A 21,456-nucleotide genomic window follows, 5' to 3' on the forward strand; every position below is an offset into this window, starting at 1 on the left:
TTTGATTCCTCCGAAGTTTCATTTGATTCCTCCGAAGAATTTTTTATTTCCTAGGTAGGAATTGGGGGAATTCCTAGGTAGCTATTTGGGAAATTCCTAGGTAGGAATTCCATTCTTCGGGAGGAAGGTGTAATCAGAGAGTTTCCATAGCCCTTCTGTAGCGATAGTCGAACCGTGTATTTCTAGTTATCGTCATGTGGAGCTCCTAGACGGCTGGCTATCATGCGTCAGCCCTGTATCGTGGGCCTCTTGATTTTGGGAAAGAGATAGTTTTTTGTACCTTTGTCGAGCCGTAGCGGTAATGTGGGTAGACAAGACCTGCTTTTGGGTCTGACCAGCATGGCGTCTAGCTTGCTACGGAGGCGCGCTCTGTGAGGAGTGTGGGATACATAGGTCGAGTAGCTCAGCTGGATAGAGCAACTGCCTTCTAAGCAGTAGGTCTTGGGTTCGAATCCCAACTCGATCACAAAACTTGTAATTTGCTTATAGAGCGGTCTTCACCGCTCTTTTTTGTTCCGTATCGAAGCGATTATTCGACGAACAAGCTTTCCAGAAGCTACGCAAATTAGGCGTGTCACACCTAGTTACGCTAGCAACTAGACGAGGCGAATCGTAAGGTCTTGGACTACGTCTTCGGGTCATCGACGGGTAGCACCATTTGCTTCATAGAACAAATCGTTCCAGCAGGTCAAGCGCACCAGCCTTGATTAGGATCGCTCGAAAAACGTCCTATGTCGTGGATTTGTCGTAATTTTGGGAAGCTAATGAAACCAGAGAGTCTCATCGGCTTCGCCCAAATAAATCGCTAGCTAATGACAATGCACGAACATACCCCAAAGTCTATCCTCCTGACTGGTGGCTGTGGATACATAGCTGCCCACACTGCCGTCGTCCTACAGGAGGCGGGTTACGGTGTCATCTTAGTAGACAATCTATCTAACTCACGCCGTGAGGTGGTTGATGCCATTGCGCAGATTACCTCGATACGACCACAATTCTACGAGGTGGACTGCACCGATGCGGTGGCTATGGGTGAGGTCTTCGAGCATCACAAGGGCGAGATAGAAGGAGTGATTCACTTTGCCGCACACAAGGCGGTAGGTGAGTCGGTCGAGCAACCGCTACGCTACTACGATAACAATATCAATTCGCTCATCACGCTCCTACGCTGTATGGAGCGGTATGGCGTGCAGCACCTCGTCTTCTCCTCTTCCTGCACGGTCTACGGTCAGCCGACGGCTGAACATCTACCGATCACCGAGTCGGCACCTCGTCAAGATGCCACCTCGCCTTATGGCAATACGAAGCGCATCAACGAGGATATCATCGTTGATTCTGTACGGAGTGGCATGCCTCTGCAGGCGGTCATACTACGGTACTTTAACCCTATCGGGGCGCACCCCTCGGCACTCATTGGCGAGGAGCCCGTGGGTACACCGCAAAACCTTATCCCCTTCCTAACCCAGACGGTGGCAGGGCTACGCAAGGAGTTGGTAGTCTTTGGCAATGATTACAACACGCCAGACGGTACCTGCATCCGTGACTACATCGACGTGATGGACTTGGCACAAGCTCATCTAGCAGCGCTACGTCGTCTGCATCGTAGCGATGTAGAGGGGACTCCAGCATACTATATGTATAATGTAGGCATGGGTCGTGGGCTGAGCGTCTTGGAGCTGATACAAGCCTTCGAGCGAGCTACGGGACGCACGGTGCCCTACCGCATAGGCGACCGCAGAGCGGGCGACATAGAGCAGATATGGGCCGACACGAGCTACGGCGAGCAAGAGCTGAAGTGGCATGCTGAGATACCTATCGAGGAGAGCCTGCGACGTGCTTGGCACTGGCAGGAGGCTCTGAACAAAAGAGATAACAACTGAAAGAGCAATTCTAACTATTAAACTAATAAACTAGTATGAACTTCCCAAACGAACTAAAGTACACGGCTGACCACGAGTGGGTACGCATCAATGGCAACGAGGCTGTCATCGGTATCACCGACTTCGCACAGAGCGAGCTTGGTGAGATTGTTTACGTAGACGTTGACACTCAAGGCGAGAAGATCGAGCGCAACGAGGTCTTTGGCTCTATCGAGGCTGTCAAGACTGTTTCTGATCTGATGATGCCTATGACGGGCGAGGTCCTAGAGGTCAATGAGGAGCTAGAGGACGCTCCTGAGCTGGTCAACGAAGATCCATATGGCAAGGGCTGGATCATCAAGATAGCTATCGAAAACCCCGCAGAGGCTGACGAGCTACTTGACGCTGCTGGCTACCAAGAGAAAATCGGTAAGTAAGACTTAAAGCAGATGCAACCTCTCGTTAGCGTCATCATGGGTAGCACAAGTGACCTACCCATCATGCAGCGTGCCGCCAAGCAACTGGAGGCACTGGAGATACCTTTCGAACTACTCGCACTCTCTGCCCATCGCACTCCCGATGAGGTAGCACAGTTCGCACGAGGTGCTGAGGAGCGTGGTGTACGTGTCATCATAGCTGCCGCTGGTATGGCCGCACACCTATGCGGTGTCATCGCCTCGATGACTACACTGCCTGTGATCGGAGTGCCTATTGATGCCTCTCTAGAGGGACTAGACGCTCTCCTAGCGATCGTACAGATGCCTCCTGGCATCCCCGTAGCAACGGTCGGAGTCAACGCTGCTCAAAACGCAGCACTCCTAGCCGCTCAGATGCTGGCTCTAGGCGATCCTGAGATAGCCCAGAGAGTGAGAGCTCAGAAGGCTTCGCTCAAGGAGAAGATCGTCAAGGCTAACAAAGAGCTAGCTCAGATCTCTGACTATAAGTACAAAACGAACTAATGATACGACGACGTAGAGGTGGAGGGCGACACAGCTTTTGCCCTCCTCCCCTACTCGTTTATCTTTACTATACACACCTACCACACTGACCATTCATAAGAAACATGTCTCTCTGTAGATACCAGCGTCGTCAGAGTTACTCCGTGCCTGTCGGTGAGGCTCGTCTAGGAGGCGAGTCACCACTACTCTTACAGAGCATGGCCAACGTGAGTACCATGGAGACGGATCTCTGTGTGGCACAAGCCCTACGCTGTGCCAGCGAAGGGTGTCAACTCTTTAGATATACGGCTCAAGGAGTACGAGAGGCTACCAATCTGGGCGTAATCGCTGAGCGACTACGCTCCGAGGGGTGTCGCATGCCGCTGGTGGCGGACATACACTTTAGGAGTGAGCCCGCCTTTGAGGCGCTCAAGCATGTGGAGAAGGTGCGTATCAATCCAGGCAACTTCCTTCATCAGAAGGCTTCGCTAGACGATGAGACGGCACGGACAGAGATAGCAGAGGTTTTTGGGCGCTTTGTTCGCGAGGCACAAGCTCGTCACCGTGCTATACGCATTGGCGTCAATCACGGTTCCCTCTCTGAGCGCATCCTAGCTCAGTATGGCAACACGCCCGAGGGGATGGTCGCCTCCTGCATGGAGTACCTAGAGGTGTGCGACAGCCTAGGAATGCGTGACGTGGTCATCTCGATGAAAGCCTCCAACGTCCTAGTCATGACGCAAGCGGTGCGCCTACTGGTGGAGCGTATGGATGCGCTAGACTGGCACTATCCGCTACACCTCGGAGTCACCGAGGCAGGTGCTGGCGAGGATGGACGTGTCAAGAGCTGTATCGGCATTGCCAGCCTGCTCGTTGACGGTCTGGGCGACACGCTGAGAGTCTCTCTGAGCGAAGAACCCGAGGCGGAGCTTCGCTTTGGCAAGAAGCTTATCGCGTACATCGATCAGTTGGCCTCTTTTGACCAGACTAGACCGATCTACGGAAGCCATACTTATCGCTCCGTAACTCGTGACCAAGCGCAGGGCGCTACGACGCTAGCTCACTACCCCGCTGTGCTGACACTGGACAGCGACGAGAAGGCTCTCGACGTAGGCTTTGATGCTCGACTGGAGGAGACGCAATTGGCTTTCGTCGAGGAGCGACAGACATTACAAGTCATCAACCTTGACACGCCAATGGATCGGCTGGTGCAGCACTTAGAGGACTTTGTAGCTCACTGGGACGGTCGCTCTTGGCTGGAATTACGAGGCGCCGAGCTGGACTATATATATAAGGTACGCTATGCCGTGGATCAGCTCTCGGGAAGAGGTGCTGCGCCTCGCATCTTGCTACACTATGCGTCCCATGCGAGAGGCTATGACGACATCTTGATCGACTGCGCTACGCAGCTCGGCTCATTGCTTTTGGAAGGGATTGGCAATGCGGTCGCTTTCTCAGCAGTGGCTATGAGTCCTAAGGCTCGTCTGGACCTGCTCAATGGTATCCTGCAGGCGGTACGTATCAAGATGACCCACACGGAGTTCATCAGTTGTCCAGGCTGTGGGCGCACGCTCTTTGACCTTCAGCAGACGGTGGCGCAGGTCAAGCAACGACTAGCGCATCTGCCTAATCTCAAGATTGGCGTGATGGGCTGCATCGTCAATGGTCCTGGCGAAATGGCCGATGCTGACTACGGTTACGTGGGCGGTGGTGTCGGTAAGGTCGACCTATACCGAGGCCAGGAGCGACTCGTGCATGGCATCCCTTCGGCAGAAGCTGTGGATCGTCTCATTGAGCTCATCAAGAGCGACGGCAAGTGGTGCGATCCGCCACAGCAATAACCTTTATACCTACTCAACTCATGCTTCCTATTCGGATTATCAACCGCTCTTCCTATCCCCTGCCCCAATACGCTACGGCACTATCTGCAGGGCTAGACCTACGAGCCAACCTAGAGCAAAGCGTCTCGCTGGCACCCCTAGAGCGTCGGCTGATACCCACTGGTCTATACATGGAAATCCCCGCAAGCTACGAGGGGCAGGTGCGTCCACGCAGTGGCCTAGCCCTCAAGCAGGGGCTGACCGTACTCAATGCGCCTGGTACGATCGACGCAGACTATCGTGGCGAACTACAGGTGATCCTGATCAATCTATCTCAGGAGACAGTGGAGATAGCTCCTGGCGAGCGGATCGCTCAGCTAGTCTTCGCACGCCATGAGCAGTGCGACTGGATCGAGGTCGAGAGCCTTTCGGACACTCAGCGAGGCGATGGAGGTTTTGGACATACTGGCGTATGAAAAGCTTCGGTCGGCAGACACTCTTACTCCTTCTCTTAGCTCTGCTAGGGCTAACCTCTGCTAAAGTCTCTGCGCAGTCCACAGAGACGAAGGCGACTGCCTACTCGCTCGTTGAGGACTACGCCAATATTCTCTTCTTTGCAGGAGCGCAAGAGCCTGCCATCGGCTATCTCTACTTCCTCTACGATGGCTATCCCGACCAGCAGGTTCGGACGGCTGTCCCGCTAGCCAGCTGGCTTGATCTGGCAGGTCGGCAAAACGAAGCTAAAGATCTACTCAAGACGCTTTTTACCAAGCGAGGCGACCAAGCACGCGCCAATCAAGAGCTCGTACGCTACTACCTCACGCTCCTCTACAGTAGCGGAGAGATTGACGAGGCGGACTCGCTCTTTGCTATGCTCCCGAGAGAGGTGTCGAGCCATCCGAACATACTGCTCGTTCATCTGACCAGCCTAGCGATGCTGAACAAGAACCAAGAGTTGCTAGAGCAGATTGCACAGCTAGACACGACGCAGTTCACAGACCCTCAGCAACAAGAAGTCTACTACCGACTCATCGCTCAGTCCTCCTCCAAGCTAGGAGACTACCAGCGCATGCTCCAAGCCGCGGAGCGTCTAGTCGAGCTTGAGCCGAGCAACCTTGGCAATCACCACACACGTCTAGAAGCGCTCAACGCACTGAGGCTAGACGATCAGATAGAGAAGGGTCTGGCGCAACTCCAGCAGACGCTCTCTCTACCCGACGCCTACATTGAGGTGACTCGTGCCGAGCTGATCGCCTCGCGCCGAGACACCAAGCAATCGGCCGACTACCTCTACCGCTACCTAGCGCGACAAGACAGCATCTCCTCTGTCTCGGCACGCATTGTCTCCATGCTACTGCCAGACTTCTCAGACATTAGTCAGATCCCCTCAGAGTTTATCCCCGCCTTGACACGCCTTGCAGAGCTAGAGCCGACCGATCCGAAGCTCTTCGCCGACCTTTATATGATTGTCTCGACACAACAGGGGAAAGCGCAGGCGGAGCAACTGGTGAAGCAGTTTTACGACAACCCCAAGACCGCTTATAGTGCGGTACTCTTACAGGCTTCGCAGATGAAAGAGCAGGAGCGACTAGACTACCTCACATCGGCACGTAAGCGTTACCCCGCAGACCTTCAGATCCTGGCGCTCTACGCTGGCGAACTCATCGCTCGAGACCGCTTAGACGAGGCTAAGCAAGCGATCAGTGGCCAGTTAGACTGGACCAAACTCAAGACAGCTGAGGGCGTTGAGCCGACCGAAGGGCTACGCCTGCTACTCCTCTACTCTTCGCTCATCTACGAGCGGCAGAAGCAGTCGGCACAGGCGCTAGAGGTCTTTGAGATAGCCGAGCGACTCTTCCCACGAGATGCTATCTTGCTCAACAACTACGCCTACTACCTCTACACCTTGTCACCACAAGACAGTAGCCAACTAGCGAAAGCCGAGCAACTAGCCGCGACAGCTTACGGACTAGCTCCTGAAGAGGCCAATATCCTCGACACTTACGGCACGATCCTCTTAGCTCGAGGCCAAACGACCATGGCTCAGCTCATGCTCTCGCAAGCGGTAGAGCGAGCCGAGCAATTAGGCAAGCCCAATGCGGGCTACATCGAGCGACTAGGCGACGCTTATCTGCAGAGTGGTGATCGGCAAGCTGCCCTCCAGCAGTGGCAGCGAGCTTACAAGTTAGCTCCCACGACGGCGCTCCAGCAGAAGATTGATGCGCTAAACCCTTAGTTATGATGGACAAGCAATGAGACACTCCCTACCATACACCCTCCTCCTGATCAGTAGCGTACTACTGCTCCTAGCTTGTGGCACACGCACCACTCACTCTAGCTCTCCAAAGGCGCCCACAGTCGCAGACGACGGTGGTTGCGCTCTAGGCGACTCGTGGCTTTCTGACCAAATACTCCAGATTAGCCACACGCCCGAGCATCGCACCGCTAGTGCCGAGCTATCTCTGAGCGACTCGCAACTATCCACACGTATAGACCTCTTTGTAGATCAGAGCGAGGGCATGATGCTCTCGGCTCGTCCGCTCCCCTTCATCGAGGCTCTGCGCATCTACGTGCTCCCCGACCACGTCGCCCTGTACGATATGATGCACGATGCCAAGGTCACCATCTCTTACTCTGAGCTGAGCGAGCAACTTGCGACCGAGGTCTCCTACACACTCCTGCGCGACCTGCTCCTCGGGCAGCCTACCTACCTAGCCGATAGTGAGTACACCGTCGGGAGAGGTTCTCTAGAGGTCTCACTCCATAGTCCCAAGGGCAAGCCTTGGGTCGCCGACTATCTGGTCAATGCGCAATGCCAGCTAGATGCTATCCGCATTGCCTCCACAGACCAAAGCCAAAAAGGCTATCTGCAGGGACGGTACAGCTACCAGAGTGGCTCCAGCAAAGTTATTGCGACACAGCTCCTCGTCTCTACTCCTCGCAAGCGTCTCTCCATGCAGCTAAAGTATAGCAAGAGCAAAGTGCTCAGCCCAGCCCAACTGCGCGAGCGCATCACCGAGCCTCGGGATGGCTATACGACTATGACCCTAGACGAGTTACTTCGGCTCCTTTAGTTTTCACACACTTCCCCATTGATCTATGTCACACCTCCGACGGTTACTCTATACCTTCTGTCTACTCACGCTCACAGGCACCCTGCTCTTGGCACAGCAACCCAAGAAGTCCGCAGCTGTAAGCAAGCTTGAGAAGCAGCGCACCGAGCTACTCAACGCTATCAAGAAAACCGACAAAGAGATCAAGGCTCTCGGTCAGAGCCTTTCGGAAAAAGCCAAGCAGGACAAACTCGTCCGTCAGCAGATCAAAGACCGTACTCAGGTCATCGAGCTACTAGACCAGGAGGTGGCCCTGCTCAATGTCTCCATCGATTCGCTAGCCAGACAGATTGGTGTGCTACAGCAAGATGAGAAGGTGAGCCTAGAGCGCTACGCCCAAACATTGCGAGCACTCCAGCAGCGCCCCCGCTTTGAGGATCGACTTCTCTTCATCCTCTCCGCCTCCAGCTTTGACGAGGGCATACGTCGTGTGCGCTACCTCTCAGCTTATGCTAGAGCGCACAAGGAGGTCGCAGCGCAGCTACACGATACTCGTGAGCGACTTCAAGCGAGCCAAAACCAACTCATAGCGACTAAGCAGCAGAAAGGAACGCTCCTACAGCTACGAGCCGAGGAGCGTGTCAAGCTAGAGCAGCAGCAGAAAAGCATCGCCTCCGAGGTCAAGGAACTCTCTTCCGAGCGGCAATCACTCCAAAAGAAGCGCAAGCAGCAGCAGCGCAAGGCGGAGCAGCTCAACCAAGCTATCCAAGATCAGATAGCTCGTGAGATAGCTGAGGCGGAGCGCAAGGCCCGTGAAGAGCGTGAGCGTCTCGAGCGAGAGGCTCGTAAGAAGGGGCAGAAAGTGCCCAAGCAGGCAGAGCGCCGCGCTGAGACCAAGGATGGCTATGCGATGGATGCTGCCGAGCGTAAGCTGGCTAGCTCCTTTGCTGCCAACAAGGGACGGCTCCCTGCACCTGTCAAAGGGCGCTACCGTGTCATCAGACGCTTTGGTCTCCAGCAGCACGACGATCTGGCTATGGTACAGACACGCAATGGCGGTATCGACATACAAGTGTCACGAGGCACCCAAGCGGTCGCCATCTTTGACGGAGTAGTCAGCAAGGTCTTCGTCGTGCCAGGCTACCACAACTCCATCATCATACGTCACGGTAACTATCTGACCGTCTATGCTAACCTGCAGAACGTCTCAGTCCGAGCAGGTCAAAAGGTCAAGATAGGTCAAGTCCTAGGCACCGTGGCGAGTGACGATGAGGGACAGTATGGGGTCATGCAGTTCCAAGTATGGCACGAGCGCACCAAGCTCAATCCCCAAGCTTGGATACGATAAAGCCATACCCTCATAAAGCAGTTCATTCGATGCAAAGAGCAGAGTCCACGAGGCATCTAGTCGTTGCCATGGGAGCCTTCGATGGGGTACATCTAGGGCACCAAGCACTCATCCACCAAGTCCTCACGATAGCTGAGCGAGACCATTTGACCCCAGGGGTCGTCACCTTCGATCCGCACCCACAGCTGGTGCTGCACCCCGAGCGCCCCTTCCGCCTCATCACGCTAGAGCGAGAGAAGGAGCTACTCCTGCACCAGATGGGCATAGAGCGGGTCGCCGTCATCCCCTTTACAGTGGCCTTGTCTCAGATGAGTGCCGAGGAGTTTCTCCGCACTTACCTCGACGAGCAGCTACATATCCACACACTCGTCGTGGGCTTTGACCATCACTTCGGTCACGACAAGGGACTCTCCTTCGAGGATTATCAGGCTATAGCGCTCCGCTACGGCATACGTTGCATACGTGGGGAGGCATACGCTCTAGGAGACAGCACGAGCCAAGACCCCATCAGCTCGACAGCCATACGTCGCTGGATAGACACTGGAGCCGTGACCGAGGCGGAGAGACAGCTAGGACACCCCTACACCATCTTGGGCAAAGTCAAGACAGGCCTTCAAATAGGGCGCAAACTGGGCTACCCAACCGCAAATATAGAGGTACCCTCCCCCTACAAAGCGCTCCCTCCTGCTGGGGTCTACATGGCACGCACGACCATTGATCCCTTTGGAGCGGCCCAGCAGCGAGATATACCGAGCATGCTCTACATAGGCACACGCCCCACGCTCGAGCTAGCCGAGGAGGAGACGATGATTGAGGTCTTTCTAATGGGTGGCGAGGAGTACCAGCTCTACGGTCAGGAGCTACAGATCTCCCTCTGCGACAGACTACGCCAAGAGCTACACTTCGAGAGCCTGGAGGCACTGCGCAAGCAGATCACCCGCGACGAGGAGGCGGTGCGGCGCTACTTCCACCTCTCCGACTAATACTCAAGATTACGTACTCCACACCTCTAAAATACCTACATAAACTGATTTTCTAGAGAGAAAGTTGATCGTACCTTTGCGCTCGTATTTTCAACCATAATACGAAAAGAATATGAATCAACTTACTACCAGTTTGTTGCGGAGGAGTCTACTCCTCTCACTCATTCTGATGCTCCTAGGAAGCGTCACCCTTACATCTGCTCAAGACGGAGGTAATACGTCCGAGAGCAAAGAGTCCATCACATTTCACACGACGCGTAAGGTCGGTACTAAAGTTCAGCTCAGCGTTAAGGCAAAGACTCCTGTAAAAGCCGATGGACTAAAAGAACCTATCGTAGCGGACGGAGCTCTCCACCGTTACACCCTCACGAAGGATAAGGTGTCCGTCAACGGAGATATCACCAACTTCACCTGCACTTTTAATGAGATAGATCAGCTTGATATCACCAAGGCTTCGTCTCTTGACACGCTCAAGTGTGGAAAAAACATCTTAACCTCCCTTGACATCTCCAAGAGTAGCTCTCTGAAGAACCTAGACTGTTGGAACAATAAGATTACAGCTCTAGACCTAGCATCATGCCCTCAGCTTGTAGTCGTACACTGTGCTAGAAACAATATCTCAGAGCTTGATCTATCTAAGAGCACCAGTCTAGAGTTCCTAGACTGTGCACGCAATCAAATATCCCGTCTAGACTTCTCCAAGACACCCAAGATCCGATTCATATACTGTGCCTGCAATAAGATCAAAGCGACCGTCATGGGTCGTCTCATCTATAGCCTACCCGACCGATCCCAAGAGGAGAGGAATGGGGAGATACACGTTATAGACAGCTTTTTCGCCAAGAAGTTTGGAGACAACGTATGTCTCAAGAAAGATGCCCTTGAGGCTAAGCGACGTGGCTTTAAAGTCTTTGACTTCAACGCTCCCAACCCCAAGAAATACGAAGGCAGTGATCCTGTATACCCTGCTGGTGAGACCACCCTTGCGACAGCTCTCAAAGTAGGAGACAAAGTCTCTCTCAGCATGGCGGGCGAGGACAATGACGACATCATGCTAGAGGGGCTCCGTGAGCCTTTTGATCCAGGAACGAAGGAGTACACCGTTGAGAGTACCACCTTCACGATCCACGGCAAGCTTACCGAGCTAGACTGTAGCAAAAAGAAGGTCTCAAGCATCTCTGTATCTGCAGACCACCCCTTACTCAAGCTAAACTGTAGCTCCAACGAACTTACTACTCTAGATCTAACCAAGGCCCCTCAACTACAGACTCTAGAGTGTCAGGGTAATAAGATTAGCGAGATTAAGATAGCTACTGCATCAAAGCTTGAGAAGCTCAGCATCTACAACAATGCTATCCAGGAGAAAGCTATGAGCGAACTCATACAGGCTCTTCCAGACCGCAAGGGTCAGACAGCAGGTCTACTCTATGCCATCAGCAAGACAAGCACTACCGAGCTCAACAAGTGCCCAGACGAACTTATCAAAGCAGCTAAAGACAAAAACTGGGAGCTGAAGAGCAACGAGTCGGACAATGTATCTGTAGAGGCACCCTCTACGCTTGCTCTACGAGTCTATCCCAACCCAGCTAAGGAGTATGTACACGTAGCAGGGCTAAGTCGTGGTGAGGTCGTAGCACTCTACTCTTCTCAGGGCGAGCTCCTACAGCGTGCCACAGCTAATGACCTCGGAAGTGTAGAGCTAGATCTACACAGTCTACCCGATGGAGCGTATATCCTCAAGAGCTCCTCTGAGAGCACAGTCCTACTAGTCAAGTAAGGAGCTACACTTCGAGAGCCTCGACGCACTGCGCAAGCAAATCACCCGCGACGAGGAGGCGGTGCGACGCTACTTCCACCTCTCCGACTAATCACGGTCCAAACGACCCGACCCAAGGGGCTGTATCGCGACACTGCGGTATAGCCCCCTCTTTTTGCCCGCTAAGCTAGGTTTCACCTAGTGAAACTAAAGTTTCACCCCCTTCGGCACTAAAGTTTCATACGGGTGAAACTGGAGTGCCATACGGAGGAAACTGTTGGCATCTCTGCACTTTTTTGTATCTTCGTAGCTACAAATAGGGTGATTGGTCTCTTAATGCGAGATTGGCCTTGTGAGACCAGCACCTGCAATCATCTATAATCACTATGAAGAAACGCAATATATCCCGCTCTCACCTGTCCGACAGGCTCTCCGACATACCAGTTCCAAAGGGTGTACGGAGATTGCGCCAAGGCGCTATCGCTGGTGGAGTCGTCGCCTCTGGTGTAGCGGCCTCCGCTCTAGCTTTCCTCTACTGGCTGCGACATAAGCGCAGCAAGAGTTACAGCTACGCTACGAGGACCTTTGACACGCTAGAGGTAGGAGCCGGGGTGCAGATACGGATAAACTTTGATACCGTGTCACACGCCTCGCTCAGAGTCTCCTATCCTAACGCTCTAAGGCGTCGCGTGAAGGTACGCATGAGCAATAAGACGCTATCGATCAGTCGCCTGCCCTATCGCAACCGCTGGGTGCCAGGAGAGGTCTTTGCGGAGCTCACCTTACCATCGATCAGCCAGCTACGTGTGGTCGGCGACGCTAAGGTCGTAGCAACGGGATGCAATAAGCCTGAGACCTCCTTTGATCTGCTACAGATTGGTGGGCAGGTAGAGGGTTTGACCATCGATGCGCACTATGCAGAGGTGCAGCTACGTGGCAATGCTAAGGCGGATCTATACCTCTCGTGCAATCAGACCTTCATAGGCTACAGCGGTTCACCTAAGATACGTGCGGTACTGCAGTCTGATGGGGAGACCCACATCACAGCGACTGGATCGGGTCGGGCTACACTACTGGGGCGCACCAAGGCGCTCTCCCTGACAGCCTCCGATCGCTCTGTCGTAGAGGCGAATACGCTGAGTGTGGAGACGGCTGATGCGCTACTATCAGACAGCGCAGAGTGCCAGCTACATGTGATAGACCAAATCTCCTACACACTCTGCAACGAGTCGAAGCTCGGACTCACCCAGCCCCCGAAGCGGATAGCAAAAGCTGAGGTTCTAGACTCGGCAACACTAGAGACACTAGATGGGAAGCGCTAAAGCGCATCTCGCTCCATCATGTCCTAGATAACGTAACACTTTAACATCCCAATATTATGACAACACCTCCTCCATACAACCCTTCAAACTACACAGCTCCTGAAGGTCAAACCTATATGGCAGCCCCATTGGTTGGCACAGTGATGCGCAAGACTTTCGGCTGGATGGCTATGTGCCTGCTGATCACGGCACTGACTGCTATGGGGTTCGTAAATAGTGGACTCTTCTACCAAGTGGCAACATCGGGAGCTATGTGGCTACTCATCATAGTTGAGCTAGTACTGGTCTTCGTTCTCTCGGCGCGCATCAACAAGATGAGCGTGACGACTGCTACCATTATGCTGATCGTCTACTCGGCACTCAACGGCGCGACGCTCTCGTTCATCTTCGTGGTGTACAGTCTGGGCTCTATCGCTAAGACTTTCTTTATCACCACAGGCATGTTTGGCGTGATGGCACTTGTGGGGGCTACCACCAAGCGGGATCTATCTAAGATGGGCTCTATCCTATTCATGGCACTGATAGGTCTCATCATTGCTTCGCTGGTCAATATCTTCCTTCGCTCGAGCGGCCTGGACTGGATCATTAGCCTCATCGGCGTGGTACTCTTTACCGCTCTGACCGCTTATGACGTGCAGCGTGTGAAGCGTCTAGCTGCTGAGAGCGATCTCTATGACGATACGCAGGTAGGTCGGCTGGCGGTCATCAGCGCACTGTCTCTCTATCTAGACTTTATCAACCTATTCCTATACCTCTTGAGGTTCTTCGGACGTAACGACTGATAGCCCTCTACTGTACATCTATGCCTCGAGCATCTCTCGGGAGTACACTACTCCTACTACTTTTCGGCCTCCTCCCCTATACTACGGTACAGGGGCAGGAGGCGCACACTTTTGGCTTCCTGCTACAGCCCCCCTCGGCACAGTCGCTTGCTATGGGTGGCAAGGTCATCTCCTACATAGATGCGAACCCTGGACTGGCTCTGGACAACCCCGCACTCTATGGACACGAGGTGGCGGGACGAATGTTTCTCTCCTACTTCAACTACATGCGTGGTACGCACAGTGCCAATGCGCTCTACGGGCTACCGGTCGGTGAGCGTGGTGCCTGGGCGGTCGCTCTGCGCAGTACCTACTATGGCAAGATGCAGGGGTACGATACGCAGGGGGTGGCGACGGCTCCCTTTCAGGCGATGGAGATGGCGCTCTCGGGGCTTTACAGTTACGACCTGACCGACCGTCTACGTGGTGGCTTGACGCTCAAGATGCTTTACGGGCAGATCGAGCGTTACTCGGCCTTTGCGCTTGTAGCCGATGCGGGTCTGAGCTACTACCGCTCCGATTGGGGCACTTCGCTAGGTATGACCATCTCCAATGTGGGCGGTATGCTCAAGAGCTACGGCCTCTCACGTCGTATGCCGCAGTGGGACATTCGTCTCGGCATGTCGCAGCGCCTAGCGCATGCGCCGATACGCTTTCACCTCACGCTACATGGTCTGACACCTTATAATATACAGACCTGGGGAGCGGGACGGTCAACGGGCGTGCGCATAGCGAGTCACTTCGCGGGAGGCGTGGAGTTTGTTCCGTCTGAGCAGTTCTGGGTTGGCATTGGGTACAATGCGAAGCAAGCTGTGGATCTTTCGGAGCGAGGGGGCAAGAGCCTGAGTGGTCTTTCGGCTGGTGTGGGCTTTAACCAAAGGCACTACCGCCTGGCGCTTGGAGCAACCTATTATAATCCGCAAATGTTGGGGCTGATGTTTTCATTCTCCACAACCTTTGGCAATGACAAGTATGTCTACTAAGCAGATACAGATAGCAATCGATGGATACAGCGCCTGTGGCAAGAGTACGCTAGCACGTGCACTAGCCAAGGAGCTGGGCTACACTTATGTAGATAGTGGCGCTATGTACCGTGCCGTGGCTCTCTTTGCGATGAGACGTGGGCTATGGGATGGCGAGCAGTTTGACCTAGATAAGCTACGTGAGGAGCTGGATGGGGTGCTGGTAACCTTCGACCCTAAGACTGGACACACGCTCCTCAATGGCGAGGATGTGGAGTCTGAGATTCGCACGCTAGAGGTCTCTCGCCCGGCTAGTGTCGTGGCGAGCTATGACTTCGTACGAACGATGCTCGTGGCGCAGCAGCGCCGTCTGGGCGAGGCGGGCGGTATCGTGATGGATGGCCGGGATATTGGGACGGCCGTCTTCCCAGAGGCTGAGCTCAAGATCTTTCTCACAGCAAGTCCCGAGGTGCGTGCACAGCGACGCTATGATGAGCTGCGTGGCAAGGGCGACCAGACGACAACAATGGAGATGGTCTCGGCAGACTTAGCCGACAGAGACTATAGAGACTCACACAGAGCAATCAATCCACTCCGCCAAGCTGAGGATGCGGTCGTCATAGACAATAGTGAGCTGACCATAGATGAGCAGACGCAAGTGGCTCTGCAGATAGCACGAGAGCGGGAGCAAAAGTAGATAAGAGTGAAGGCAAACAATCAGATAGGACGCGTCGAGATAGATCCCGAGTCGGGCTTCTGCTTTGGCGTCATCAAGGCGGTCTCTCGTGCCGAGGAGATACTGCGTCAGGAGCATGGCGAGCCACTATACTGTCTAGGCGACATCGTTCATAATCGTGCTCAGGTGGATCGGCTGGAGTCTCTCGGCATGCGTACGATAGATCACGAGCAGTTTAACCGCCTGAGCAATGCCCGTGTGCTGTACCGAGCTCACGGCGAGCCTCCCGCATCCTACACCTACGCAGCAGAGCACGGCATAGAGGTGGTCGATGCGACCTGTCCTGTGGTGCTAAGACTACAGCAGAAAGTAAGGCAAGCGTACCTCCAGCATGCGAATGATGATACGCAGATTGTCATCTTTGGCAAGCCTGGACATGCAGAGGTCAATGGACTGGTCGGACAGACCGATGGAAAGGCTATCGTGGTGCGAGAGCCTAAGGACTTAGACTTGATAGACTTCGCACGCTCCATCGAACTCTTTTCGCAGACCACCATGCAGGAGGATCAGCTTGAGGAGATGCTTTCGCTCATTCAGAGCCGTCTGAGCGACACGGCGACGCTTGTTTCTCACAACACCATCTGCCAGCAGGTCTCTCGTCGCATTCCCAACATTCGAGAGTTTGCCAAGAGCCACGACCGCATCTTCTTTGTCTCCGATCAGAAGAGCTCCAACGGACGTGTCCTCTATCAGAACTGCCTCGAGGTCAATCCCAATACGACCTTCATCACCTATCCCTCCGAACTGACCTACGACCTAGTTCCCTCGTACGAAGAGTCTATCGGCGTATGCGGAGCCACGAGCACCTCTCGTGAGCAACTGCAAGAGATTGCCGAGATCATCACCCGATGGATGCAACAGCGCCAAGACGCTGCTCAGTCAAAGTAAACAACACACCTTATGAGACGCCTGCTCTACCCCTTTACCTCCCTAATGTCCCTGCTCACCAGTCTGCTCCTGCTCGTATCTTGCGGTAGTGGTGAAGTGCAGATAAAGATTGACAGCGAAAAGGCCGACAACACTGGCTACACGGCACTCCTCTACACGCTACAGAGTGACGGAGCACGCATTGACACGCTCGCCTTCACCAAGGCGGGAGAGACTTTCACCTACACATTCGATCGAGACTCTATCTACGGAGCGTACATCGTCGTGGGAGCTTTCGAGCAGTACTACCCGCTAGACCTGCAGAGCCAGAGTAAGGTGCGCTTTCATCTAGAGGTCGCCTCCCCGCACAACTGCTACGACCTGGACGAAGCTAAGAGAACGGGCTACAAAGCGTTTCTTAAGAAGGCAAAACCGCTCCTACGCACCTACGACAAGGCGGTCGCTGACAACGACTTCGACAGTGCCAACAAAGAGGCTAAGCTGGTGATGCAGGAGTTCATCGCCTTTGCCTCGAATCTCAAAAAGAAGGAGCAGAAGCGCTATGCCGGACAGATGGACTGGGCGCTGGAGATCATGTCTCTCTACGAGGACGGCTTGTCGCAGTTGCGTCAGGCGCTCATGGACGGCACGATAGACTCTGCGCTCTTCACCCCTGAGATCTATCAGTTTGTCGTAACCCCCTCATCAGCTAGCCAAAAGAGCTACCCCACCCTACGAGCCATCAATAAGAACGACACCATCACATGGCGCCCCTCTAGCTATCCTCAGGGGCGCATCCTCTTCGGCTCAGACATAGAGTGGTCCCATGTGCGCATACCGCAAGGCACCCAACAGTCGATCACGTTGCTCCTGCCCCTCGGGAGCGTAGACTCGCTAGGACAGATCGCCAATCGCCTAGGGGCTTACAGCTACGTCATTGATGCGCCCGAGCCTCTTCGTGTGCAGCTCTACAGAGCCTTAGCTCCAGACGAACAGGCTGGCGTGATGCACTACCGTACCGACAGTAATCACGCACTGGTCGTGGACTCCATCTCTTATTTCCAATACAATGAGTAAGCTCGTCAAGACCTATTCCTCAGCCCTCGTCAGCCTCGATGCGCTCCTCGTCACCGTGGAGCTCAGCGTCTCCAAGGGCTTCAACATCAGCATGGTGGGACTGCCCGATGCAGCCGTACGAGAGTCGCTCTCTCGTGTCTACACCGCCTGCCACTCCTGCGATGCGCACCCCAAGAGCTTTAATACGGTCATCAACCTAAGTCCAGGCGATGTGCGCAAGGAGGGAACTGTCTTTGACCTCCCCATCGCTGTGGCACTTCTCGCCGCCAATGAGATCATCCCCGATGAGCCTCTCGCAAACTATGTGATGGCTGGCGAACTATCTCTCGATGGCACCTTGCAGCCTGTCAAAGGTATACTCCCGATGGCCATCATGGCTAGAGAGCAAAAGTTCAAAGGGGTCATCGTACCCAAAGAAAACGCTCGCGAAGCTGCCGTCGTCAACGACCTAGAGGTCTACGGTGTCGAGTCGCTCAGAGAGGTGATAGACTTCATCGCTGGGAGAGCGAAGCTAGAGCCGACGACAGTCAACACCCGCGAGGAGTTTGCTCAGCAGCAGTGCGTCTCTTCGGTAGACTTCAGCGAAGTCAAGGGGCAGCCCGCCCTCGTCCGAGCCATGGAGGTCGCAGCCGCAGGGGGACACAACATTATCATGATCGGTTCGCCAGGATCAGGCAAGTCCATGGTCGCCAAGCGTCTCCCCACGATCCTCCCTCCGCTCACCCTCCACGAAGCACTCGAGACCACCAAGATATACTCCGTAGCAGGCGCTCTCAAAGGTAACGTGTCTCTGATGAAGAGCCGCCCCTTCCGTGCGCCCCACCACACCATTTCCAATGTAGCGCTCGTCGGTGGTGGCACGACCCCACGACCAGGCGAGGTGAGCTTGGCACACAACGGAGTGCTCTTCCTCGATGAGCTGGCCGAGTTCAATCGCGTAGCCCTTGAGTTGCTACGCCAACCGCTCGAAGACCGCACCATCACCATCTCTCGTGCCAAAGCGACCTTCAGTTACCCCGCCTCCTTCATGCTGGTAGCTGCGATGAATCCCTGTCCTTGTGGTTACTACAACGACCCCAACCGTGAGTGTACCTGTCCTCCAGGTGCTCCCGCCAAGTATTTGCAAAAGCTTTCCGGTCCTCTCTTAGACCGCATAGACATACAGATCGAGACCCGTCCCGTAGACTTTGACTCCCTCTCCGACCGTCGCCCCTCCGAGAGCAGTGCTGCGATCCGAGAGCGCGTCATTAAAGCGAGAGAGATACAGCTCCAGCGCTTCGCTCCCTACCCTGGTATCCACTGCAATGCGCAGATGACCCCACGCTTGATGAAGCAGTTCGCTTATGTCGAGGGCGACGCCATGAAGATACTTCGTCAGGCTATGATACAGCGCGACCTCTCTGCGAGAGCGTACGACCGCATCCTCAAGGTGGCTCGCACCATTGCCGACCTCGACGGTTCCGAGCAGATCTCGCTCAAGCATATCAGCGAGGCGATCAACTACCGCAACCTGGACCGCTCTTCTTGGGGCATCGTCTCCGTCTAGCAACAGATAATACAATAAACAGCCTTCCTCCGCCGTTAGTTCAGTAAAACAATAGACTCTATGAAACTTCGCAATCTATTCATAACCTCTTTTATGCTCCTAGGCTTGGGGGCGCTAACGTCTCACCTCACAGCGCAAGAGGTGAGCCAAGACAGACGCTTCAACCCAGTGCTCACCTCAGTACCCTCGCTCAATATCAACCCGAGCGCCCGTGCTGCGGGTCTAGCCGATATGGGTGTCTCGACCACGCCAGACGTACAGTCTCAGTACTTCAACCCCGCTAAGTACGCCTTCCTCAGTAGCAAGGCTGGGATCAGTATGTCCTACACTCCTTGGCTCGCTAAGCTGGTCAAGGATATCAAGCTCATGGAGCTGGTCGGCTACTATAAGATAGGTCGTGAGAGCAACCAAGCACTGAGTGCCTCGGTACGCTACTTCTCCTTTGGTGCTATCGAGCAGTTTGACAACATGTCCAAGTCTCTCGGTGAGGCACACCCCAATGAGTTTGCCGTAGACTTTGGCTACGGGCTACAGCTCTCTGACAGCTACTCGATGGCGGTCGCTCTACGCTACATCCGTGCCGACAACAACCTCGCAACGGGTGAGAAGAGCGCAGGCAATGCCTTTGCAGCAGACATTTCGGGCTTCTACAATCGTTACTTTGACCTAGGCTCTGCCGAGAGCTTGTGGACCTTTGGTTTCAACATTAAGAACATCGGTACCAAGATCTCATACGACAACGGTGGCACCAGCATGTTTATCCCGACCAATCTCTCGCTCGGTACAGGACTCCTCTACCCCTTTGATGAGTACAATGCACTCTCAGTAAACCTAGAGGCTAGTAAGCTCCTCGTGCCGACCCCTCCCGTAAAGGATCAAGCCAACCCCGAGGCATACGATGCTGCTCGTCAGAAGTATCTCAACACCTCCTCCATCGCAGGTATCTTCACCTCCTTTGCAGATGCGCCAGGGGGCTTCAAAGAGGAGCTACAGGAGGTCTCCCTCCGACTAGGTGCTGAGTACAGCTACAACAACCGCTTCTTCCTACGTGCTGGCTACCACTACCTGCACCCCTACAAGGGTAACCTGCAGTACTTCACAGCTGGTGCTGGCTTCAAGATGAACGTCTTCAGCATTGACGCCTCCTACCTCGTCTCGACCGTCCAGAGCAACCCGCTCGACCAGACGCTCCGCTTCACCATCGCCTTCGACTTTGACGGCATCCGTGAGCTGCTCAAGTAAGCCTCCACGAGCATGACCTGCAACTACCGCATAGGCTCTGGATACGACATCCATCGCACCACGCCAGACCGCCCGCTCATCCTCTGCGGCATACAGATCCCCAGTCCGCTAGGACTGCTCGGTCACTCCGATGCTGACGTAGCGCTACACGCTCTGATGGACGCACTCCTCGGGGCGATCGGGCAGCGAGACATCGGCTACCACTTCCCCGACACCGACGAGCGGTACCGTGGAGCCGACAGCACGAAGCTCCTCGCCACCGTCATGCAGATGGTACGCGAGGCGGGCTGTCAAGTAGTCAATGCCGACCTCACCATCATCGCTCAGCAGCCCAAGCTCTCGCCCTATATCCCGCAAATGATAGCACGCCTCAAGGAGCTACTCGGCACCTCGTGTGTCAACGTCAAGGCGACCACCCACGAGCATCTCGGACCGCTCGGCAATAGCGAGGGCATCGCAGCGCAAGCCGTCGTACTGCTTACTTACTGATCATTTAGCGGTAAATAGCGCAACAACCTCAACAATAAATTTTAATCGGGAGGAGCTACAATCAAGCAAGCGCATACCAGACTTAACCATAAAGGGCTGATTCTTTTTATTTGGAATCGGCCCTTTTTCGTACTCCTCATACTTTATCGGACAGCATTGAAAGAGTTCCTACGTTGGAACTAAAAAGTTCCTCCGCAATTTTTTGGTTTCGGACTATCTAGCTGAGAAGTAAGAGGTTACCGTTTGGAGCGATGCGGATAGGTAACGATTTAGAAATGAGCGGAGTGCTTTGAAGTACATTGTTTTGGATAGCCAAAGAACGCTCACTATTATCACTTGCAAAGGTAGTGATTCGTGGGAGAAAGTGAGCGTTCTTGCGTGATTTTCTTCTTAAAAGTTTAGTCGGAGTCCAAACATTACAATGAAAGGGGAAGGAGATGTCTTATCTCTACAGTCGTTGCGAGCGATTACGATTGACAAGCTGTTTCCACTTCTGTTCGCACCAGTCTGGAACAGATAGTCCATTGATGGTGAGAATAGGCTGACGCTTCTCGTTGGTTATAATGCGTAGCTCCGCATTTTCCTCCGTGAAGTTTCGTTTGTACATTCCCGAATATGCCGTAGCCGTACCACGGAC

19 protein-coding genes, 1 tRNA gene and 1 pseudogene are annotated in these 21,456 nt (G+C 54.2%); 20 read left to right on the top strand and 1 reads right to left on the bottom strand.

Going from position 1 to position 21,456, the window contains the following annotated elements:
- Nucleotides 1–392 precede the first annotated feature (392 nt).
- From L215_RS0103200 to ispF, 20 genes are all read left to right on the top strand, one after another.
- Nucleotides 393–466, top strand: a tRNA-Arg gene (locus tag L215_RS0103200).
- 352 nt (nt 467–818) lie between these two features.
- Nucleotides 819–1,880, top strand: coding sequence for a UDP-glucose 4-epimerase GalE (galE, locus tag L215_RS0103205; RefSeq protein ID WP_025883971.1), 1,062 nt, complete (start codon nt 819–821; stop codon nt 1,878–1,880).
- Between the two features lie 35 nt (nt 1,881–1,915).
- Nucleotides 1,916–2,296 (top strand): glycine cleavage system protein GcvH, encoded by a 381-nt coding sequence (gcvH, locus tag L215_RS0103210; RefSeq protein ID WP_025883969.1) that lies wholly within the window; start codon nt 1,916–1,918, stop codon nt 2,294–2,296.
- 12 nt (nt 2,297–2,308) lie between these two features.
- Nucleotides 2,309–2,818: a 5-(carboxyamino)imidazole ribonucleotide mutase gene (gene purE, locus L215_RS0103215; RefSeq protein ID WP_025883968.1), complete on the top strand. Its 510-nt coding sequence runs from the start codon at nt 2,309–2,311 to the stop codon at nt 2,816–2,818.
- Between the two features lie 104 nt (nt 2,819–2,922).
- Entirely contained in the window at nt 2,923–4,638 is a 1,716-nt protein-coding gene (locus L215_RS0103220; protein ID WP_025883967.1) for a flavodoxin-dependent (E)-4-hydroxy-3-methylbut-2-enyl-diphosphate synthase, read from the top strand.
- 20 nt (nt 4,639–4,658) lie between these two features.
- Nucleotides 4,659–5,093, top strand: coding sequence for a dUTP diphosphatase (gene dut / locus L215_RS0103225; RefSeq protein ID WP_025883965.1), 435 nt, complete (start codon nt 4,659–4,661; stop codon nt 5,091–5,093).
- Nucleotides 5,090–6,853: a tetratricopeptide repeat protein gene (locus L215_RS0103230; RefSeq protein ID WP_025883963.1), complete on the top strand. Its 1,764-nt coding sequence runs from the start codon at nt 5,090–5,092 to the stop codon at nt 6,851–6,853. The genes dut and L215_RS0103230 overlap by 4 nt, the downstream gene beginning before the upstream one ends.
- A 16-nt stretch (nt 6,854–6,869) precedes the next feature.
- Nucleotides 6,870–7,691, top strand: coding sequence for a lipoprotein insertase outer membrane protein LolB1 (locus L215_RS0103235; RefSeq protein WP_025883961.1), 822 nt, complete (start codon nt 6,870–6,872; stop codon nt 7,689–7,691).
- A 25-nt stretch (nt 7,692–7,716) separates the two neighbouring features.
- Nucleotides 7,717–9,018, top strand: a complete 1,302-nt coding sequence (locus L215_RS0103240; protein WP_025883959.1) for a murein hydrolase activator EnvC family protein — start codon at nt 7,717–7,719, stop codon at nt 9,016–9,018.
- 29 nt (nt 9,019–9,047) lie between these two features.
- Nucleotides 9,048–10,001 (top strand): riboflavin biosynthesis protein RibF, encoded by a 954-nt coding sequence (gene ribF, locus L215_RS0103245; RefSeq protein WP_027451336.1) that lies wholly within the window; start codon nt 9,048–9,050, stop codon nt 9,999–10,001.
- Nucleotides 10,002–10,113: 112 nt separating this feature from the next.
- Entirely contained in the window at nt 10,114–11,778 is a 1,665-nt protein-coding gene (locus L215_RS0103250; protein ID WP_082239906.1) for a leucine-rich repeat domain-containing protein, read from the top strand.
- A 365-nt stretch (nt 11,779–12,143) separates the two neighbouring features.
- On the top strand, nt 12,144–13,079 hold the full coding sequence (locus L215_RS0103255; RefSeq protein ID WP_025883954.1) for a GIN domain-containing protein: 936 nt from the start codon (nt 12,144–12,146) through the stop codon (nt 13,077–13,079).
- A gap of 56 nt (nt 13,080–13,135) precedes the next feature.
- Entirely contained in the window at nt 13,136–13,861 is a 726-nt protein-coding gene (locus L215_RS0103260; protein WP_025883952.1) for a Bax inhibitor-1/YccA family protein, read from the top strand.
- Between the two features lie 20 nt (nt 13,862–13,881).
- Complete coding sequence (porQ, locus tag L215_RS0103265) at nt 13,882–14,883, top strand: type IX secretion system protein PorQ (protein ID WP_025883950.1); 1,002 nt, start codon at nt 13,882–13,884, stop codon at nt 14,881–14,883.
- The gene (cmk, locus tag L215_RS0103270; protein ID WP_025883949.1) at nt 14,873–15,559 is read left to right on the top strand and encodes a (d)CMP kinase; all 687 of its coding nucleotides are present in this window, start codon (nt 14,873–14,875) and stop codon (nt 15,557–15,559) included. Before porQ ends, cmk begins: the two co-directional genes overlap by 11 nt.
- Nucleotides 15,560–15,583: 24 nt before the next feature.
- Nucleotides 15,584–16,486, top strand: a complete 903-nt coding sequence (locus tag L215_RS0103275; RefSeq protein WP_025883948.1) for a 4-hydroxy-3-methylbut-2-enyl diphosphate reductase — start codon at nt 15,584–15,586, stop codon at nt 16,484–16,486.
- 12 nt (nt 16,487–16,498) lie between these two features.
- A complete protein-coding gene (locus tag L215_RS0103280) occupies nt 16,499–17,542 on the top strand; it encodes a hypothetical protein (RefSeq protein ID WP_025883947.1) in 1,044 nt (347 codons plus the stop codon).
- Nucleotides 17,535–19,088: a YifB family Mg chelatase-like AAA ATPase gene (locus tag L215_RS0103285; RefSeq protein ID WP_025883946.1), complete on the top strand. Its 1,554-nt coding sequence runs from the start codon at nt 17,535–17,537 to the stop codon at nt 19,086–19,088. Before L215_RS0103280 ends, L215_RS0103285 begins: the two co-directional genes overlap by 8 nt.
- 60 nt (nt 19,089–19,148) lie before the next feature.
- A complete protein-coding gene (gene porV / locus L215_RS0103290) occupies nt 19,149–20,330 on the top strand; it encodes a type IX secretion system outer membrane channel protein PorV (protein ID WP_027451338.1) in 1,182 nt (393 codons plus the stop codon).
- 12 nt (nt 20,331–20,342) lie between these two features.
- Complete coding sequence (gene ispF / locus L215_RS0103295) at nt 20,343–20,819, top strand: 2-C-methyl-D-erythritol 2,4-cyclodiphosphate synthase (RefSeq protein WP_025883944.1); 477 nt, start codon at nt 20,343–20,345, stop codon at nt 20,817–20,819.
- A gap of 448 nt (nt 20,820–21,267) precedes the next feature.
- On the opposite strand, the pseudogene L215_RS09750 reads toward ispF, so the two are convergent.
- A pseudogene (locus L215_RS09750) lies at nt 21,268–21,456 on the bottom strand (MobV family relaxase); the annotation flags it as partial.

This window comes from Porphyromonas uenonis DSM 23387 = JCM 13868, from assembly GCF_000482365.1.
GTDB lineage: Bacteria > Bacteroidota > Bacteroidia > Bacteroidales > Porphyromonadaceae > Porphyromonas > Porphyromonas uenonis.

Coding starts and splice junctions, on each gene's coding strand:
- galE (WP_025883971.1), top strand. CDS start 819: ATGCACGAACATACCCCAAAGTCTATCCTCCTGACTGGTGGCTGTGGA.
- gcvH (WP_025883969.1), top strand. CDS start 1,916: ATGAACTTCCCAAACGAACTAAAGTACACGGCTGACCACGAGTGGGTA.
- purE (WP_025883968.1), top strand. CDS start 2,309: ATGCAACCTCTCGTTAGCGTCATCATGGGTAGCACAAGTGACCTACCC.
- L215_RS0103220 (WP_025883967.1), top strand. CDS start 2,923: ATGTCTCTCTGTAGATACCAGCGTCGTCAGAGTTACTCCGTGCCTGTC.
- dut (WP_025883965.1), top strand. CDS start 4,659: ATGCTTCCTATTCGGATTATCAACCGCTCTTCCTATCCCCTGCCCCAA.
- L215_RS0103230 (WP_025883963.1), top strand. CDS start 5,090: ATGAAAAGCTTCGGTCGGCAGACACTCTTACTCCTTCTCTTAGCTCTG.
- L215_RS0103235 (WP_025883961.1), top strand. CDS start 6,870: ATGAGACACTCCCTACCATACACCCTCCTCCTGATCAGTAGCGTACTA.
- L215_RS0103240 (WP_025883959.1), top strand. CDS start 7,717: ATGTCACACCTCCGACGGTTACTCTATACCTTCTGTCTACTCACGCTC.
- ribF (WP_027451336.1), top strand. CDS start 9,048: ATGCAAAGAGCAGAGTCCACGAGGCATCTAGTCGTTGCCATGGGAGCC.
- L215_RS0103250 (WP_082239906.1), top strand. CDS start 10,114: ATGAATCAACTTACTACCAGTTTGTTGCGGAGGAGTCTACTCCTCTCA.
- L215_RS0103255 (WP_025883954.1), top strand. CDS start 12,144: ATGAAGAAACGCAATATATCCCGCTCTCACCTGTCCGACAGGCTCTCC.
- L215_RS0103260 (WP_025883952.1), top strand. CDS start 13,136: ATGACAACACCTCCTCCATACAACCCTTCAAACTACACAGCTCCTGAA.
- porQ (WP_025883950.1), top strand. CDS start 13,882: ATGCCTCGAGCATCTCTCGGGAGTACACTACTCCTACTACTTTTCGGC.
- cmk (WP_025883949.1), top strand. CDS start 14,873: ATGTCTACTAAGCAGATACAGATAGCAATCGATGGATACAGCGCCTGT.
- L215_RS0103280 (WP_025883947.1), top strand. CDS start 16,499: ATGAGACGCCTGCTCTACCCCTTTACCTCCCTAATGTCCCTGCTCACC.
- L215_RS0103285 (WP_025883946.1), top strand. CDS start 17,535: ATGAGTAAGCTCGTCAAGACCTATTCCTCAGCCCTCGTCAGCCTCGAT.
- porV (WP_027451338.1), top strand. CDS start 19,149: ATGAAACTTCGCAATCTATTCATAACCTCTTTTATGCTCCTAGGCTTG.
- ispF (WP_025883944.1), top strand. CDS start 20,343: ATGACCTGCAACTACCGCATAGGCTCTGGATACGACATCCATCGCACC.